Source organism: Frateuria edaphi, assembly GCF_021117405.1.
Classification (GTDB): domain Bacteria; phylum Pseudomonadota; class Gammaproteobacteria; order Xanthomonadales; family Rhodanobacteraceae; genus Frateuria_A; species Frateuria_A edaphi.
The window spans coordinates 2,569,149-2,585,714 of sequence record NZ_CP088251.1 but is presented as its reverse complement, the minus strand read 5'-3'; the positions used below and the strand labels follow the sequence as shown (position 1 = coordinate 2,585,714).

The window sequence follows — 16,566 nt, the reverse complement described above, 5'->3', positions numbered from 1 at the left end:
TTGCAAAAGCCCCTGTTTTTACAGGGGTTTTTTGTGGCCTAGAGAAAGGTGCTTGGTCATGTCGATTGGTCAAACGACATGCGTTTACCCCACCATCTCCTGCGTCACTCATCGGGCGTGTTTCACTTCCGCCTGGTTGTTCCTGCCGACCTGCGCGCCGTCGTCGGCCTGCGCATCATCAAGAAGTCGCTGCGCACCCGCGATCCCGCCGTGGCGCGCGTGTGGGCGTATGTCTTAGGGGCACGTTATGCTCAGGTCTTCGCCGCAGCACGCGGACAGGGGACGCCGCCGATGGATAAGGCTCGTAAGGACCGCCCGCGGCCCTTGGTGTTGCCCACCGGGCCGGGCAACGAAGTGTTGGACTACGCCTGCCAGGTGGGCAACGTCCGCATCGAAGCCAACGGTCCCGAGGACCACGCTCGGGCCATGGAAGCCATGCGGGAGATGGCGGCGCTGATGGCCCAGCAGCCGCCCGCCCTGGTGCCGCCACCCGTGGTCTTGCCTGTGGGGCCGGCAGCGCCTGCGCACCGGCTCATGCGCCCGATCGGCAAAGCCGCGGAGCAGTGGCTGCGCAGCATCCGCGCCGACACCTTGACGAAGACGCTGACGATCAAAGCGGCGGCCGTGGAAGGCTTCGCCAAGCATTTCGGCACTGATCGCATGCTCCACGAGGTAGTGCGCGAGGACATCCATGCGTGGGTGGAGGCTTTGCGACTGAGCGGGCTGCAGACGCCCACCCTCGTGAACAAATGCAGCTACCTCCGCGGCTTTTTCGACTGGGCAGCCCAGGCGGGCTACTACCCGAAGTTCCCCAAGGATGAGAACCCGGCGATGGGGCACGTGGTCTTCCGCAAGCGCGAGAAGGTCAAGCGGCGGGCGCATGGCTTCAAGGCGTTCACCCTGGGACAGGTCCAGAAGCTCTATGCGCCGGAGGCGCTCGCTCAGTTGAGCGAAGGGGCGCGCTGGGGCGCCCTCGTCGGTCTTTATGCGGGGGCGCGCGTGTCGGAAGTGGGGCAACTGGCACTCACGGACTTCACCACCGTGGATGAGGTTCCGTGTCTCACGATCACCGACGATGGCGAAGGGCAGAGCATCAAGAACGAAGCGAGCCGCCGCACGATCCCCATCCATCCCGATCTGTTGGCGTTGGGGCTCACGGAGCGCGTCGAAGCGCTGCGGGCTGAGGGGGAAACGCGCCTGTTTCCCAAGGTCAAGGTCGGCGCCGTCAATGGCGCCGGCAATTGGCTTTCGAAGTCTTTCACCCGCCACATCGAGGCGGTGGGCATCGAGCAGCCGGCCAAGGGCAAGTATGGTTTCCATAGCTTGCGCAAGACCGCGATCCAGACGATGAAGGCAGCCAAAGTGCCACTGGAATGGCGGTGCGCCTACGTCGGTCACGAGCTCGACGAGGAGCATGTGGAAGCTTACAGCGGTGATTACGGTCCCAAAGAGATGCTTGATGCCGTCCAGGGCGGGCTAGGGTGGGCTTTGGATCTTTCAGGCATCCGAAAGGCGCTGTGGAGCGGCGGTGTCCGCAGGCGTGTTCGTGGCAAGTAAATCGCCGACCTGGGATCTGGTGAAGTCCGCGGGCGGGATGGCGGCTGACGCCCTGCTGGGCAGCTTTCCAGCCGCGAGCCTCCTAAAGCGAGGAGCCGGCGCGGTCGCTGAGTGTTACAAGGCCCAAACGGAGCGGCGCTATGAGGAGTTCGTCCGGGCTGCGCTGGAAGGCGACGTGTTTCCCGAGAATGCGGAAGACATGTCGGCCGAAGAGCTCATGGGTATGCTTCGTCTTTGTATGGCTGACATCGAGCAGAAGAAGGCGCCGCTCTATGGGCGGTTAGCAAAGGCCATCGCGCAAAACAAGGTGCCGGCGAACTTCGGGCCTCCGTTGATGGTGGCGCTGTCAACCCTCACACTTCAACAAGCAGAGCGGTTGAGGCGAGCCTGGGTGGCGAAGCAACACACATTGCTCCCAGCACAGGGAAGCGGTAATAAGTCGCCCGCAGACTTCTTGGGAAACAAAGGCGGCGTGCTTGATCGACGCGATCATGCGGCGCTGGTTAGCCAGTCTTTGGTGGAAGGTGAGCAGCTGACATCGCTGGGAAACCATCTGGTTGAGGCTTGTTTCCTACGCGAAGAGCTTACCCCCGAGGCCATTGGTGAGCGGGTCTGGCTTCCCGGCGTCCTGGTTACCATCTCCTATGATCTTGATCAGCCCGACGTGCTGAGATTCGTCGAGGTTTTGGCCAACGTAGCAAGAAGTCAAGCTATCAAATGCGGCCCGGCAGGCGCACCGCAGGATGCGGACCGAGCCCGGCCCCTATGGATGATCGCGCAAAGGCCCTTTGTGGTAATCGTGGGTCAACACGCCTCACGGTTACTGGACCACATGACAGTTTTCGAGCGCCCCTTCGCTAGAGGCTTCCAACCCATCGTGGTCTTCCTCAACGGGTGCGACGCGGCGGTATCGGAAAGCTTGCGAGCAGCTGTCGTCATCGACGCTAAAGAAGAGAGCCAGCCCGTGGCAGAGCTCGTCGTCAGGCACGTCTTGAACGTGCTGTCGAACGCTAAGTCATAGCGATCCGATCGACCGCCTGTTCCATCCCTCGCCACTGGACTGCGCTTGTTGTGGGCCATGCTCACTGCGCGGTCGGTCCGCGCAAGGCCAAGGCCTCGTCCACGGTGTTCCCGCGTTTCACGGCGCGCAGGCGCTAGTTCTAGGTGCTGCAGCCCTGTTCCCGCTTCGTTCTGCGAAGCCCACGGCGCAATCCCGCGTCGAGGGAAACGGAACATGGGCATCGCGAAAGACAGCAAAGGCAACTACCGGCTCACCGGCAAAACCACGGAGCACGACGTGCTGGCCGCCGCCGAAGGCATCCTCAAAGCCAAGCTGGAACGACTCGGCAGCATCGGCAACCCGGAAGACGCCAGTGACTTCCTGCGCATGCGCCTGGGGGCACTGCTCCACGAAGAGTTCCACGTCCTCTGGCTCGACAATCGCCACCGCATCCTGGACTGCCAGAAGCTTTTTACGGGCACGGTGGACGGCGCCAGCGTCCATCCCAGGGAAGTGGTGCGAGCGGCCCTAACGACCAATGCTTGCGCCGTAATCTTCGCGCACAATCACCCGAGCGGCGTGGCCGAACCCAGTGCGGCCGATCGGGCCATCACCCGGGAATTGACGGAGGCTTTGCGGCTGGTAGGTGTGCGGGTGCTGGACCACATCGTTGTCGGCGCGGGCAGCTGCGTCAGCATGGCGGGGAGGGGGCTCATGTGAGCCTATCTTCCAAGCCTTAGGTATGAAAAACCCCGGCTCTGGTCCGGGGTTTGAGGTGTTCAGGCTTTACATATCCGTTCTTGATGCGGCTTTGCAACAGTGGAAGCGGATACCGGCCTAGGGGTTAAGATAGGCCAACGCAACCATCAAGTCAAGGCCTAGGGGGCCAAGAATGCCAGGGACTGTGGTCTACAGGCCGGACCTCGTTGACGGAATCATGACGCAAGACCGCCTCAATAGCTATCAGGTTGTCTTCGCTCCGAGAGATGACATTGAGCTGTTTGGAGCGTATTTGTGGAATGGCCACGTCTGCTCGTGCTTTCACCCGCTTATCACCGCTGTTGAAGTGGCGTTGCGCAATTCGGTAGACACAGCCCTCGCAGGGGCAGTAAATCCATTCTGGTGGCAAAGGCCGCATCTGCGCTATTTGTCCTATTCCACTACTGGCGTTGTGCCTCATGCTGTGAAGTGCGTAAAAGAAAACTTTGCGAAGGCAAACAATAACGTCCGGCGAGATAAGATGGACAGATACGGCGTGAGGAATTGCACGCCAAGTAGGAGCGAGATTGTTGCGAAGACAGAGTTTTCCACATGGGAGTTTATTTTCGATCCGGAATTTAATGGCCCAGGCTTGTTCTGGCCTGCCCATCTTGGAAAGGTTTTTCGTGGCGACTGGGGACACCTGACTACAAGCCAATTACTTATGCGAGTCCGTGTTCTCATAGAAATAGTCCGCAAATTCCGAAATCGTGCCTCACATCACGAACCAATCTGGAAAAAATTTGGTGTCGCCTCGGCGCCAGACGCTATGAGACATCTCCACGAGCGAATCGATGAGTTCAAAGAACTGATCAGTCTAATTCATCCCGAAAAACTCAAGCTTCTTCAGGTGAACGGTGTATTGTCAGCGCTGGAAAGGGCGTGCTCTCTAGACGAGCTTCGATACTTTCAGCATCAGGGCGCTACCCATAAGGTGAATTCGGTTTTGCGCCTCAGGGAGATTACGAAGACATGCGTTTTGAACAACGCCCGGGCTAAGATCGTGGTGCGGGTGAATGGTCGACCGAGAAAGATCCAGCTGGGACCTGCATGAATTGATTTCGGTTCGCCCCTTAGGCAGAGCGCGTCTTAGTGTTCTGCGAACACGACGCTCAAAGCTAAAGCGTTGACGCACGAGGCTCCGCCTCACGCGCCCAAGCATGCTGCAGCTTGCTTGAGATGAAGACCTCACGCGCTCAGGAAACGCCTGTCGGCGGCGGGCCGGAGCACTGCAGCCAGCTAAGCAGAGGTGCGCCCAGCCCTTACCCGCTTTATGCTGCGTGGAAGGACCGCAGGGCAAGGGGGAGCAAGGCATGGGCCCGAACGAGGACGTCGCCGTGGTGGCCCAAACCGGGCCAATCTTTCAGAGCGATTTGCCGTTAAGGGAGAAGCTGGAGCGGGCGCGCACAGAACTTCTCGATCTTTCCGCACGCAACCGCCTCCTCAGTATGCCGAGGGGCGCGCGAGGCGCTCGCTCCATCGAGGTCGTTGACGAGAAGGCCTGCGAGGTCTTCCGTCTTTTGGTGCGCGAAGGAAAGACCTTCACCTTTCTGGCTGGACGTGCGGCCGAGGCTGAAACGGCGCTTGTCGCAGCTGATGCTCAGCCGGACCAGGAGCCCGAAGAGATCGAGCAACTGGCGCAACCGGAAGACGACAGCACAGACGAACGCGGGGTGTTGCGGCGGCATGCCGACACCCGCCTCCAAACCCGCTTGACGAGCAAGGGGCTCCAAAAGCGGCTGCTTGAACTCTACCTGGACTCCCGAACGCTGGAAGAAGAGCAAGGCGTCAATGTCCTGTTCCTGACACTCGGTGCCTTGAAGTGGGTGGATCCCAACAACGCACAGAACATCCGCCACGCGCCCCTGTTGCTGGTGCCGGTCCAACTCGATCGTGGCAGCGCTGGTGAACGCTTCCAGCTCAAGGCCCGACAGGATGACTTTGCATCCAACCTTTCGCTCGAAACATACCTGGATCGCGTCCACGCTCTACGGATGCCCGAGTTCGAGGTGAGCGAGGGGTTTGATCCGGTTGACTACGTTGAAAGGGTGCGCGCGAGCGTCAAGGCCAAGGCAGACTGGGAAGTCCTGCCCGATGACATCTCTCTAGGCTTCTTCTCGTTTGCCAAGTTCCTGATGTATCGCGACCTCGATCCGGCTGTTTGGCCGAACGGGGCCGCCATCAGCGATCACCCGCTCATCCGTGGCGTGCTGACCGAAGGGTTTCCAGCCGATCACGGCATGGCCCATGAAGACGCGAACATCGATGAGCTGATCCCACCTGCAGAAATGGTCCACATTCTCAACTGCGATAGTTCGCAGGCATTGGCCATTCACGAGGTGCGGCGCGGGAAAAATCTTGTCATCCAGGGGCCCCCGGGAACCGGAAAGAGCCAGACGATTGCCAATGTGATCGCGGCGGCCATCAAGGACGGTAAGACAGTCCTGTTTGTGGCCGAGAAGATGGCCGCCTTGGAGGTCGTGAAACGCCGCCTGGACGAAACGAGTGTCGGTGACGCCTGTCTCGAAATCCACAGCAACAAGACCAACAAGCGTTCGGTGCTTGAAGAGCTCCGGCGCACGTGGGAGCTCGGCGCGCCAAGGGCACAAGATCCGGGGAGGCTGTTTGTCCGGCTGACGGAAGCACGAGACAATTTGAACGGTCATGCCAACCGGTTACACGAGGTCGATGAGCGCTCGGGGCTTTCCGCCTATCAGATACAAGGCCAGTTGACCCGGCTGCGCGCGGCAGGCGAAAAGCCCAACGACATCGTGCTTGGCGCACCGGAAGAATGGGGGCGCCATGGGTTCCTGAGCCGCCATGACTTGCTCAGCGACCTCTCCTCTCGCGTCCGGGAGATTGGCAAGCCTGCGGACCACGCCTGGGTTGGCGTCGGTTTAGAAGCGATCACACCCATGGACGCGGATCGACTTGTCACGCGGGTGCGCTCGCTTGCTGCCCATCTAGGCACGACCCATCAAAAGTTCGAAGAGGCTGCGCAACTGCTTGGAATTGAGCCGCCTCGGCGGTTCATGGATGTGCCTGCGATGGTGGAGCTCTTGCGGCGCATTGCTGGCGCACCGGTCCTTTCATCCGAGGCAATGGGTAGCGACGTGTGGGAACGCTCGGATGACGTGGAGGCCTTACTCAGCGAGGGTTTGCGCTATCAAAAGGCGAGGGTAAGCCTATCCGGCCGAGTGACAGACGATGCTTGGGATGTCGATCTGCTGGAAGACCAGCAGGCCCTCGCCGAATTGCCAGGTGCCTTTGGAGTCGAGCAATTCGAACGTCTGACTCAAATGTCCCTACAGCTGCCGCGAGTGCTGGCCGAGGCGGCGGCTCTTGGGCGGGCCTTGGGCCGCGAGCCCGGTAGGACCCTCGCAGATTTCCATGTGCTTGTTCGGATTGGTCAATGTGTCTCTGCTGCGCCACCAGCAAGTCCAGAAACTTTTGCTGCGGATCTGTGGGACAACGGCGTGGAACGCGCTGGCGACCTCGCCGCTGCGGTGGCAACCCTGGAAGACGCGCGCGCCTCGATCGGTAGCCAGTTGACCGATCTAGCTTGGGATACCGACCTCGCAGGCGCACGAGCGGTGCTGGCGTCACGCGGAACCAGCGTTTTCCGGTTCCTCAGTGGTGAATGGCGGAACGCCAATCGCTTGGTGCGATCCGTGACCGCAGCGCCTGACCAGCCCCTGGCCGTCACCTTGGGATTGCTGGATACGCTCGCCCGAGGCAAAGCGGCAAGGAAAGTTATCGAAGGCGAAGATCACTTCGGCCGGAGCGCATTTGGGCACGACTGGCGGGGCGAACGCTCGAACGCCGCTCCCTTGCTTGCGCTGGTCGAGTGGATGCGCTCCCTCAAGGGACTCGGCGCAGAACCCCGCATGATTGCCTCGCGTAGCCCGGAGAAAGCCGAGGTTGCGGCCAGGGCGAGGCAACTTTCGGATCTCTGCGCTATGGCCGCGCCCCTCCTGAGGGAAGCGTGGATCGATCTTGGAGAGGCTCGGGCCAAGCATTTCGGAGACATGGCGGCGGTGGAGAGCGTCGAACTCAACGCGCTGCTCCAAGTCGCGGTTCGCTACTCCCGGGCTCAAGCCTTGGTGCGCAGCATCGCCACGCCCGCACCTGAGCGCGTGGGTGAGGGCCGCGCGCTGCTCATGGAACTGGCTGAGGGGCAGGCCGCCCGCGGGGCAGTGCGTGGGGCACGAGCCCTGGGGCAGATCGCGTTTGGCCAAGCGTGGCGAGACGAGGCATCCGACTGGGGGTTCCTCGTGGAAGCCAGTCGGTGGATGAAGGCAAACCCCGACATCCGTGCATTGGCTGGGCGGGTCGGGGAGCGGGAAAGTTTGCTGCCACGGGCCAAGTTCATTGAAGTTGCCCAGGCGCATGCCCTCGCGAGTTTCCGGGCATTGGCCACTGAGTTGAAGCTCGATCTTCACGCATCGCTGGGTGCCCCCCCCGAGGAAGCACTCATCAGCGTCGTGGACTGGCGCCTTCAGCGGTGGGCCAACGAGCACGAACAGATTTTCCAGTGGGTGAACTACCGCGATCGAGCTGCGCGAGCGACGGAGCAGGGCTGCGCGGAGATCGTGGTGCGCTTGGGGGATGGCCGCCTAACACCCGAGCAGGTGGTCCCTGCCTTCGAGATGGCTTACTTCGAAGCGACTTACGCGCGGCTGGTGCGCGAAAAGCCTGAGCTCGCACGCTTCGATGGCACCACGCACGGACGCCTGGTTCGCGACTTCGGAACCCTCGATCAAGAGCGGATTGTGGCCGCTCGAGTGGAAGTTGCCCGCGCCCACCACAACGGCGTTCCTCAACGCGAAGGTGCGATGGGCCCTTTAGGCATCTTGCGCGGCGAGATCCAGAAAAAACGGGGGCACATGCCATTGCGCAAGCTCGTCGAGAAGGCGGGTCCCGCACTTCGCGCTCTCAAGCCTGTCTTCATGATGAGCCCGTTGTCGGTGGCGCAATTTCTGCCCCCCGGAGCAATGAAGTTCGATCTACTCGTGATGGACGAGGCAAGCCAGATCCAACCTGTGGACGCCCTCGGTGCCATTGCGCGCGCTCAACAGGTCGTGGTGGTCGGCGATCCCAAGCAGCTGCCGCCGACCTCATTCTTCGCCAAGATGACCGCAGCTGACAGCGAAGATGACGAAGACGGTGCCGCAGTCGCGGATGTGGAAAGCATCCTGGGTCTTTTCATGGCCAGGGGGCTGCCGACCCGCATGCTTCGTTGGCATTACCGCAGCCGCCACCAATCGTTGATCGCGGTGAGCAACCATCAGTTCTATGAGAACAAGTTGTTCATTGTGCCCAGCCCATACACCGCCCAAGGCGGAATGGGTCTTCGCTTTCATTATGTCCCGGACGGCCTTTTCGACGCAGGTAACAAGCGGAACAACTTAGTCGAGGCCCAAGCGGTCGCCAAGGCGATCATGGAACACGCGACGAAATTCCCCCGCCTGTCTCTTGGCGTCGCGGCGTTCTCCGCGGCTCAGCGCCGTGCCATCGTGGATGAGCTGGAACTTCTGCGCCGCGGTGCGGACCCCGAGGTCGAGGCGTTCTTCAATAAACAGGGGGCTGAGCCGTTCTTCGTCAAGAATCTGGAGAATGTCCAGGGTGACGAGCGAGACGTCATCTTCATTTCGGTTGGCTATGGCCGCTCTGTGCCCGGTGGCCGGGTGCCCATGCGCTTTGGTCCTCTCGGCACAGACGGTGGCGAGCGGCGCCTGAACGTGTTGATCAGCCGCGCTAAGCAGCGTTGCGAGGTTTTCGCCTCGATGACCGATGAGGACATTGATCCCAGCTACGCCGCAGGCAAGAAGGGAGTTCACTCGTTCCGCCTGTTTCTCCAATACGCGAGGACAGGCCGGATGCCAACGGCCGAGGTCACTGGGCGAGACTACGACAGCATCTTCGAGGAGCAGGTGGCGCACGCGCTGCGAACGTGCGGTTACGAGGTTCAGATCCAGGTCGGGATCGCGGGCTTTTTCATCGACCTCGCCGTGGTCGACCCGCAAAAGCCTGGGCGCTTCTTGCTGGGTATCGAATGCGATGGTGCGGCCTATCACAGCTCCCGATCCGCTCGGGACCGAGATAGGTTGCGACAGATGATTTTGGAGGAGCATGGATGGGTGATCCATCGGATATGGAGCACCGATTGGTTCCAGCGGCCGGCCGAGCAATTGGACCTGGTGATCAAACGCATCGAGGCCTTAAAGTCCGGTGACGCGGACGAAGAGGACGCATTTGCTCTTTCGGAGCCCTCGGTAGAGATCCCCGCCATACCGCGGGACGAAAGTGGAAGCGATGAGGACGCTGCGGTCTTCTCGCCCTACAAGGAGGCTGTGCTCAAGCGGCCTTCGCGCTGCGCAACCGAACTTCACGACACACCTCTCAATGTGCTGACCGACCTGGTGATAGAGGCTGTTTCGATTGAGGGACCGGTGCATGTTGACCAGGTAACCACACGCATCCGTGAAGCCTGGGGTTTGAAGCGCAGTGGCCAGCGCATTGAAGCTGCGGTGGATCAAGCAATAGGTGTAGCTGTTCGATTCAAGCGCGTGGCGCGTGCGCAAAACTTCCTTTGGCTGCCTGGTTCCACACCTCTTCCAAGGGATCGTGGGAACGTCGAGACGGTTGCTCTGCGACGTGCGGACATGCTGCCACCTTCAGAGATCGAGGCTGCCGCCGTCCAACTGTTGCGCAAGAACTTTGGCGCTTCCCGGGAGCAGATCATTCAGGCTGTAGCACGCGGCCTAGGCATCCGGAGCACCAGCAGCCAAGTGCGGTCCGTGATCGAATCGGCTATCAACAAAGCAGTGCGGACGGGGCAATTGGTGGAGGCCGAAGGCCTGCTAACGGTGGGGGAGGAATTCGCATGATCGATGCTAAAGGCAACAGTCAACGCTAAGCGTTCGAGCGATCGGTCAGCACGACCTGACTATGGACGATGTCCCTGTCCGCTGGGGCGTCCCAAGACGTCTGGGCGAACCCATCGTCTGAGTGCAGCAGTAGCACGCCCTTCTCCGTGAAGCTCCGTCCATCCATAGCCTCGTAGCACACCGTGATGGGGAGCTGGGCGCCCGCTTTCCAAAGCCCGTCTTCTCCGAGCATCCCAAAGGAGTTGGCTACGGTTCGACCGTTAGCCAGCACTGGAATAGTCACGTCCGAAAAGAAGATCCGCTCAGGGGCCGACTTCAATCGCTCTGATCCGGGTGGGTTGCGTATGGCTGCCTCGACATCTTCCCGCTTTGCGCGCAGCCGGACATTGATTGCCGGCTGGCTGCCGGCGTTCTCGACGAGAACATCCAGCGCGGTGTTTACATCCCCTCCGCGGTGGGTGGCAATCCTCGCGGTGACGAGGGGCCTGTTGCTTCTGCGCCAAAGGTGGACCATGAAAAACACCGTCAGAAGGGACGCAATGGCTGAGAGGATGGAGGTAATGAGCGCAACGAGAGCCATGTGGCCGTCCTTGTTTGTTGGGGGAGCAGCGGGAGCTGGCAGTGTGGCCTGAGCGGCAGCTGCCTTGGGTGCTGGCTTTGGGCAGCCATCCACCTTGGTGACCATCGCCGCGGGCAGGATGTAGGTCGCCCGATCCTTCGCCAGCTTGATGTAGTAGGCATCGTCCAGCCTGGCCGCGAAGCCCAGGGGCAGGGTATGCCCCGGACTAGCCTTATCTGTGATGTCGGCCCAAGCCGTGTTCTCACCGAGGTTCGAGGCCACCAGGGTGACGCACGAGCCGCCGCCGGCTGGCGAAACGCGGAAGGGGAACGAGGCAATCGCACCGCCGAGCGGTGGCCAAGCCAAGGGGAGCGCCATGATGACGAGAGCCGCAGGAACCACCCACTTCGGCGTTTGGGCTGACCATCCTTGGACATATTTTTTGGCGGCAATGAACTGGACGGCTGAGAGGGCGATGCAGACCGCGAGGTAGACCACGGAAGCGGCCACCAACGTGAACACCCGGCTGTCGGTCAACGTTTTCACCGCCACGTAGAACACCCCGAAGGTAAGCATCAGCTGGGTGCCCACCCCTGATATGAAGATCGTGGTGACGTCAAACGGGGGCCACTTTCTGGTCGTCGCTCGACGATAGATGGGCAGGATGAAGAGGTAAGAGACGACCATGGCCAGGCCGAACAAGACCCATAGGAACCTCTCAATCCCTGGAAGCAGCGACAAGGCGCCGATGACCAGTGGCCAGAGAATTGTCAGAGCAACGGTGAGGATGATCCACCGCTGTCCGAGGCTTCCACCCCACTTCGTTCCAGGATCGCCCGCGGCGGCCATCTGGTGCGTGTGGGCGAGCGTGTGACCTTCTGAATCGAGGGGGTAGACGAGCGCCATGATGGGCATCAACGCCGACATGGCCACCAAACCAACCAGTGCGGCGATCACTGCGGCAAGCGCTGGCAACCCTGAAAGCGTGCCCGAGGAAGAAAAGTCCACGGGCAGCGCGTAGAGCTTGATGAACTCGAGCCAGTAGAGCGCCGCAACCGCCAGCAACATCGCACCGAGCGGCACGGAGACTTTCGCGAGCCACTCTAAGAGACCAAACACCGGTTCGACCGGTGACGTTTTGGCCGTTGGCTTCTGGTCAACGGTTCCTTGTTGTTCTTCCATGCCCCTGTCCTCGCGATCCACCGATCGCTTCACGCTGGTGTTCAATGATGCTAAGGCATTCCTGTTGGGCGCCTGGCACTGGATGTTCCGAGACCGCCATCTCACTCGGTGAAACGCCCAGCCGCCTTAGTGCCTGCTGGGCTTGACGCAATCCCCAGATCTGCTTGGATGTTCTCGTGGGGGCGGGCATGAAGCTGGCCCGCCGCGCTGTCAGTTTTGGTCAGGATGACCGGTGGTCGCCGACAGGTGACTGGATCAAGGAGGATCAACGTGTCTCGTCATGCCCGCCCCCACTTGGAAACCCACTCACGCGGTGCCGGCCACTCGGCCGTCGCTGGCGTGGCTTACCGTCTCGGCCTGCGCCTCTACGACCGGCGCACAGGCAAGTGGCACGACTTCAGGCGCCGCAAATTGGGCGAAGAGATCGTGCGTGCCGTCACCGTGGCACCGCCAGGCGCGCCCGACTGGGCGACCGATCCGGACGAGCTGTGGAACCGGGCGGAGGGCGCTGAGAAGCGCAAGGACGCGCAGGTCGCGCGCGATTACCGCATCCCGATTCCGTTTGGCCTTAGTGATGAGCAAGCGGGCGACATGGCCGAGGCGATGGCGCGTTATATCGCCGACGTTCTCACCACAGCAGTGTCCATGGGCCTTCACCGCGATGCCGAGGTCGACGCGCTCGGCAACGTGAAGCCGAAGGAGAAGCAGGGGTATCACGCGCACCTGTATTTCCCGACGCGAAAGCTCGAGCAGCTGGAAGGCGAAGAGGGAAAAGGCGAGTGGGGGCTTGGCTCGAAACTGACCATGCTCTCGAACAAGAACAGCTCTGGCGCCTTCGTCGAGCAGTTGAACGCGAAGTGGGCCGAGCTCGCCAACCGTTACATGGCCGAGCACGGGCTGACGGCCGACTACGACCACCGGAGCTACGCACGGCAAGATTTGCCGATCCAGCCGCAACGCACGCTCGGCCAGGCCGTCACGGCAATGGAGCGGAAGGGCTTTTTCACGCGCAAGGGAGCGGAGCTGCGTGAGGACATCATCCTGCCGTCCAAACTCGCAGAAGCCGCTCATGCGATTGTGCTTGAAGCGCAACGTGCTCAGGCTGCTGCAGACCGCCAACGGGAAGCTGCTACGAAGGTTCCCCAACCTCAGCCACTAACCACCCCCTCTCCAGGCGTGATCCAGACGACCGATGGCGAGGCGTTGGAATGGAAGCTGGTCAAGACGGTGCCCAAAGCGGAAGCCGCTGGAGCGGACGCGCAAGGGTCAGCGACAACGGCGGGGGAAACAGGGTCACCCTTTACCGACTTCATCGAAGGGCCTCCGGGCTCGCTCCTCGCGCGTTTTCGTGAGATGGACGAGGCGCCGGAGGACCCCAAGGAACACGCTGCCTACAACAAGGTCTTGCGCCTGGTTCGGCTTGTCGAAAAGGTGTTCGTCTCCCTTCGGGAGTGGCTGGCCAGGTTCCGACAGCACGATGAGGCGCGCGGACGCCGGGTGGCGGCCAAGCTTGAAGTAGTCTATCGCCTCGATCGTGTTCGCGACGAGCGCGATGCCGCTCGCACCCGCGTCCAGGAATGGGAGGCCGCGCATCCATGGCGGATGAGAGCGGCCAAGGCCCGAGGTGGCGACGGCAAGCCAGTCGAGTGGCGGATCTTGAACCGCGCAGTGGAGGCGCGGCAGGACCGTATCGCGGAGATGGAGTCAGCGCTTGCTTCTCATGACCGGCAGATCCTGGTGTTCGATCAGGAGGGATTTCGGTTGGGCAACGAACACGCCAGCCTGATGAACCGGCTGCGCCTGCTGCTGGGCGGAATTCGGAACACCGACGAGGGGTCTGTGCGTGCCTTGTTCACCGCGGCGCACGAGGATGAGCGGGAATGGATCCAGGCCGCGGGGGTGGTGGCTTCGGTGCCGCCGCAGACGTCGGGCAGGCCAGACAGAGCTCTGACGATGGAGCCGCGGAGGCGGCCGGGAGCGCCCGGGTGAGCGAACTGCGTTACTTCTAGCCTGAGATGGCGGCGTTACCGAAGAGAGTCATCTATAGCAGTCAGGGCTTGAAGTATTCGGCGGACGGTTGGCTCCTCGAAGTCTTCTCGATCTCCTTCTTCGTGGGTGCCTTTATTTAACGAGAGCCACGCCCGAGAGTTCACTTTGGCCTTAAGGATCAGATCTAGCTGGTCCCGACGGAGGTCCCATGGGGCTTTCAGCGTGCCAGCGGTCAGAGCCTTCGTTATCCGGCTGAGCAACACCTCGGCTACGTTCCTTGTGTCCGGCGGGGCGCCCGGACCTCGCAGCTCTAGCGAGAAACGCGCAACGTCAGGAGCCTCTTTCGCCAGCTTTTTCCACATTTGGTGGAGAAGTCCCTCGAGCGCTTGGCGAGAGTGGGACAGAGCTCCCCGCAAGTTGTAGTCGGCCAAGCAAGCATCCGCCTGCTTGATGTAGTTGCGCGTCTTTCCCCCGCTCACACGCGGATGGTGGTCGCCGTCATGGTGGCGGAGGATGTAAAGCTCGGCATCGCGCGCATGGTGGTTGTGGATGTCTTTGATGAACTCGTCGCTGTGGCAACTGATGATCAGCTGCTTCTTCACGAGCTCTGGGTGGCCGAAAAGCGTGGTGCGGATCCCTTCCCGATGATCGTGGTCAATGGCGTTCACCGCGTCGTCCAGCAGCAAGACGGGCAGGCCGAGCTTGATGTTTTTCGCCAGCAGGATGGCGAGCCCGAGGCAACGAACATGACCCTCACTCAAGATAGCCAAGGCATCTTGCCAACGGTCGGGTGTGCCCCGGAAACGGACTTGTATCGGGTCCCCGCCCCGTAGTGGCAGCCGCAGCTCTTCAAGCAAATCGGCCGGCTGGTCTTCGACGTTGAATGAGTTGTAGAGGTCGAGCGCGACCTCGTTCAGATCCGCCAAGAGCTGTTGAGGGAGCCCGTCTCGATAAGTTTTGAGCTCCTCAAGAAACTCGGCGTAGGCCTTCTGGATCCTCAACTTCACCTGGTGCTCGGCGGCCTCCGCCTCGACCTCCTTCAGAAGTTCCGCGTTTTCTCGTTCGAAGGCGGTCAACCGCTCTCGCGCTGCTGCCACATCCGCGTCGAACTGAGTCTGTCGCCCTTGGATATCGATCAGCGCGTTTCGAGCTCCCTGGAGTTTCTCTGCTTCGGCGGACAACGCGTCCCGTTGCGTCTGCTCTGCTGCCAACTTAGCGTCCAGTTCCTCTAAGACCTTGGCGGCCGCCAAGACTTGGCGCCACTCCTTTGACCGGTAGTTGCTCAGCGGCTGTTCCAATGGAGCCAGCTGCTTGTCAGTAGGCAACTGGGCCGCGTGGCTCATGACTTGCCGGATCCCCTCTTCTAGGGCGGCCTGGCTTACGGCAGATCGGCGGTCCAACTCGAGGGCCTGTTGTTCCAGCAGCGCGAGCTCTCGTAGTGCCTGAAGACCATCAGCGGCGCGACGGAACGGGTTAGTTGCCACCTGATCCAGCGGAGTTTCGCAGGCCGGGCACCGATCAGCCCGTGTTGCCTCCAACGCTACGACAGCCTGATACAGACTGCGGAAGGAAACCTCTCGGCTGCGAGCCTCTAGCTTCGCCCGTGCTTGCTTGAGCTGGCGCTGTATATCGCGAAGATCTCGGCGCAGAGTGACCAATTTGCTAGCGCTGCTCCCTGTCAGCGCCGGCAACGGGTTTTTTAGGATGTCCCGGATTTCCTGGAGGCGCCCCGGGGCCGCTTGCGTGCCAATCCGCGCCTTAAGGTCGGCGTATGTCAGCCCGGGCTCAAATCCGGCGGCAACCGCTGCGCGTTCCTCATCGAACTTTCCGTGGCTCTCGGCGGTCGATGCCACCTTTGCTTGGTCCGCCTGAGTGGCAGCGCGGCGCAATTCGAGAGCCGCGGCCTTGGGAAGGGCGAGGTCCAGCTGGCTATCGAGGGAGGAGGCGAACCCGCTGACGAAGTCGTTGAAGGCCGTAAGCCCAAACAAGGCGGCCAGCATGCGGGCGGCTTCCGCAGGCCGGCGAGCACCTATCCTGGCGAAACCCTCGATGCGGTTACGCTCGACGATGATAAAGCGGTGAAGCTCGTCGTCCGGTTTGATCTCAGTAGATGCTCCTTTCAGGCTGCCGAGAAGCACGGGTTGCTTGTGTTTGCCCTCATGGGCGTTGTTGAAATAGTGCTTTGCTCCCAAGCCGCGCTCATCCGCCTCTTCGATTCGGCCCAGAAGGGCGAGCTCCAGCGCTTCACACAAGCTGCTCTTACCGGTTCCATTGCCGCCGAGGATTAGCGTTGTGGCGCCACATAGGTCGAAGACTTCTTTACGACGGAAGCCGCGAAAAGGGCCGATCTCGAGACTGGTCAGCTTGTCCCATTCGACGCCTACTTGCGTGGGAGCGGCTGCCTGGTCAACCACGACCGCTTGGTCCATACCTGCGCGAAGCAGTGGCACAAGCAGGCGCGATCGCTGGCCACCGGCGTGGGTCGTTCGAGCAACGTGCGCTAAGTTAGCCTCTACGACAGCGCAAGTTTTGCGCACATCCTCGGAAGGCTGACGCGCCCCCAGCCATTGTGTGAACCGCGCGAGGTCGTTGATCAGTGCCATCGTGGCCCCCATTCCTGTGGGGCAAGG

The 16,566-nt window shown here is 61.4% G+C and carries 8 protein-coding genes; 6 read left to right on the top strand and 2 right to left on the bottom strand.

The window, feature by feature from the left end; all coding sequences use genetic code 11:
- Window positions 1–78: 78 nt before the first annotated feature.
- The 5 genes from LQ772_RS12030 (at window position 79) to LQ772_RS12010 (ending at window position 10,206) form a co-directional block, all read left to right on the top strand.
- Entirely contained in the window at window positions 79–1,557 is a 1,479-nt protein-coding gene (locus LQ772_RS12030; protein WP_231321103.1) for a DUF6538 domain-containing protein, read from the top strand.
- Window positions 1,529–2,578 (top strand): hypothetical protein, encoded by a 1,050-nt coding sequence (locus LQ772_RS12025; protein ID WP_231321101.1) that lies wholly within the window; start codon window positions 1,529–1,531, stop codon window positions 2,576–2,578. The genes LQ772_RS12030 and LQ772_RS12025 overlap by 29 nt, the downstream gene beginning before the upstream one ends.
- Window positions 2,579–2,791: 213 nt before the next feature.
- On the top strand, window positions 2,792–3,277 hold the full coding sequence (locus tag LQ772_RS12020; RefSeq protein WP_231321099.1) for a JAB domain-containing protein: 486 nt from the start codon (window positions 2,792–2,794) through the stop codon (window positions 3,275–3,277).
- A gap of 217 nt (window positions 3,278–3,494) precedes the next feature.
- Window positions 3,495–4,370, top strand: coding sequence for a hypothetical protein (locus tag LQ772_RS12015; protein WP_231321097.1), 876 nt, complete (start codon window positions 3,495–3,497; stop codon window positions 4,368–4,370).
- Window positions 4,371–4,629: 259 nt separating this feature from the next.
- On the top strand, window positions 4,630–10,206 hold the full coding sequence (locus LQ772_RS12010) for a DUF3320 domain-containing protein (RefSeq protein WP_231321095.1): 5,577 nt from the start codon (window positions 4,630–4,632) through the stop codon (window positions 10,204–10,206).
- Window positions 10,207–10,231: 25 nt separating this feature from the next.
- On the opposite strand, the gene LQ772_RS12005 is transcribed toward LQ772_RS12010, so the two are convergent.
- Complete coding sequence (locus LQ772_RS12005; RefSeq protein WP_231321093.1) at window positions 10,232–11,947, bottom strand: hypothetical protein; 1,716 nt, start codon at window positions 11,945–11,947, stop codon at window positions 10,232–10,234.
- Window positions 11,948–12,286: 339 nt separating this feature from the next.
- Here LQ772_RS12005 and LQ772_RS12000 point away from each other — a divergent pair, with 339 nt between their 5' ends.
- On the top strand, window positions 12,287–13,936 hold the full coding sequence (locus LQ772_RS12000) for a MobA/MobL family protein (protein ID WP_231321091.1): 1,650 nt from the start codon (window positions 12,287–12,289) through the stop codon (window positions 13,934–13,936).
- A 35-nt stretch (window positions 13,937–13,971) separates the two neighbouring features.
- On the opposite strand, the gene LQ772_RS11995 is transcribed toward LQ772_RS12000, so the two are convergent.
- A complete protein-coding gene (locus LQ772_RS11995) occupies window positions 13,972–16,539 on the bottom strand; it encodes an AAA family ATPase (RefSeq protein WP_231321089.1) in 2,568 nt (855 codons plus the stop codon).
- Window positions 16,540–16,566: the final 27 nt, after the last annotated feature.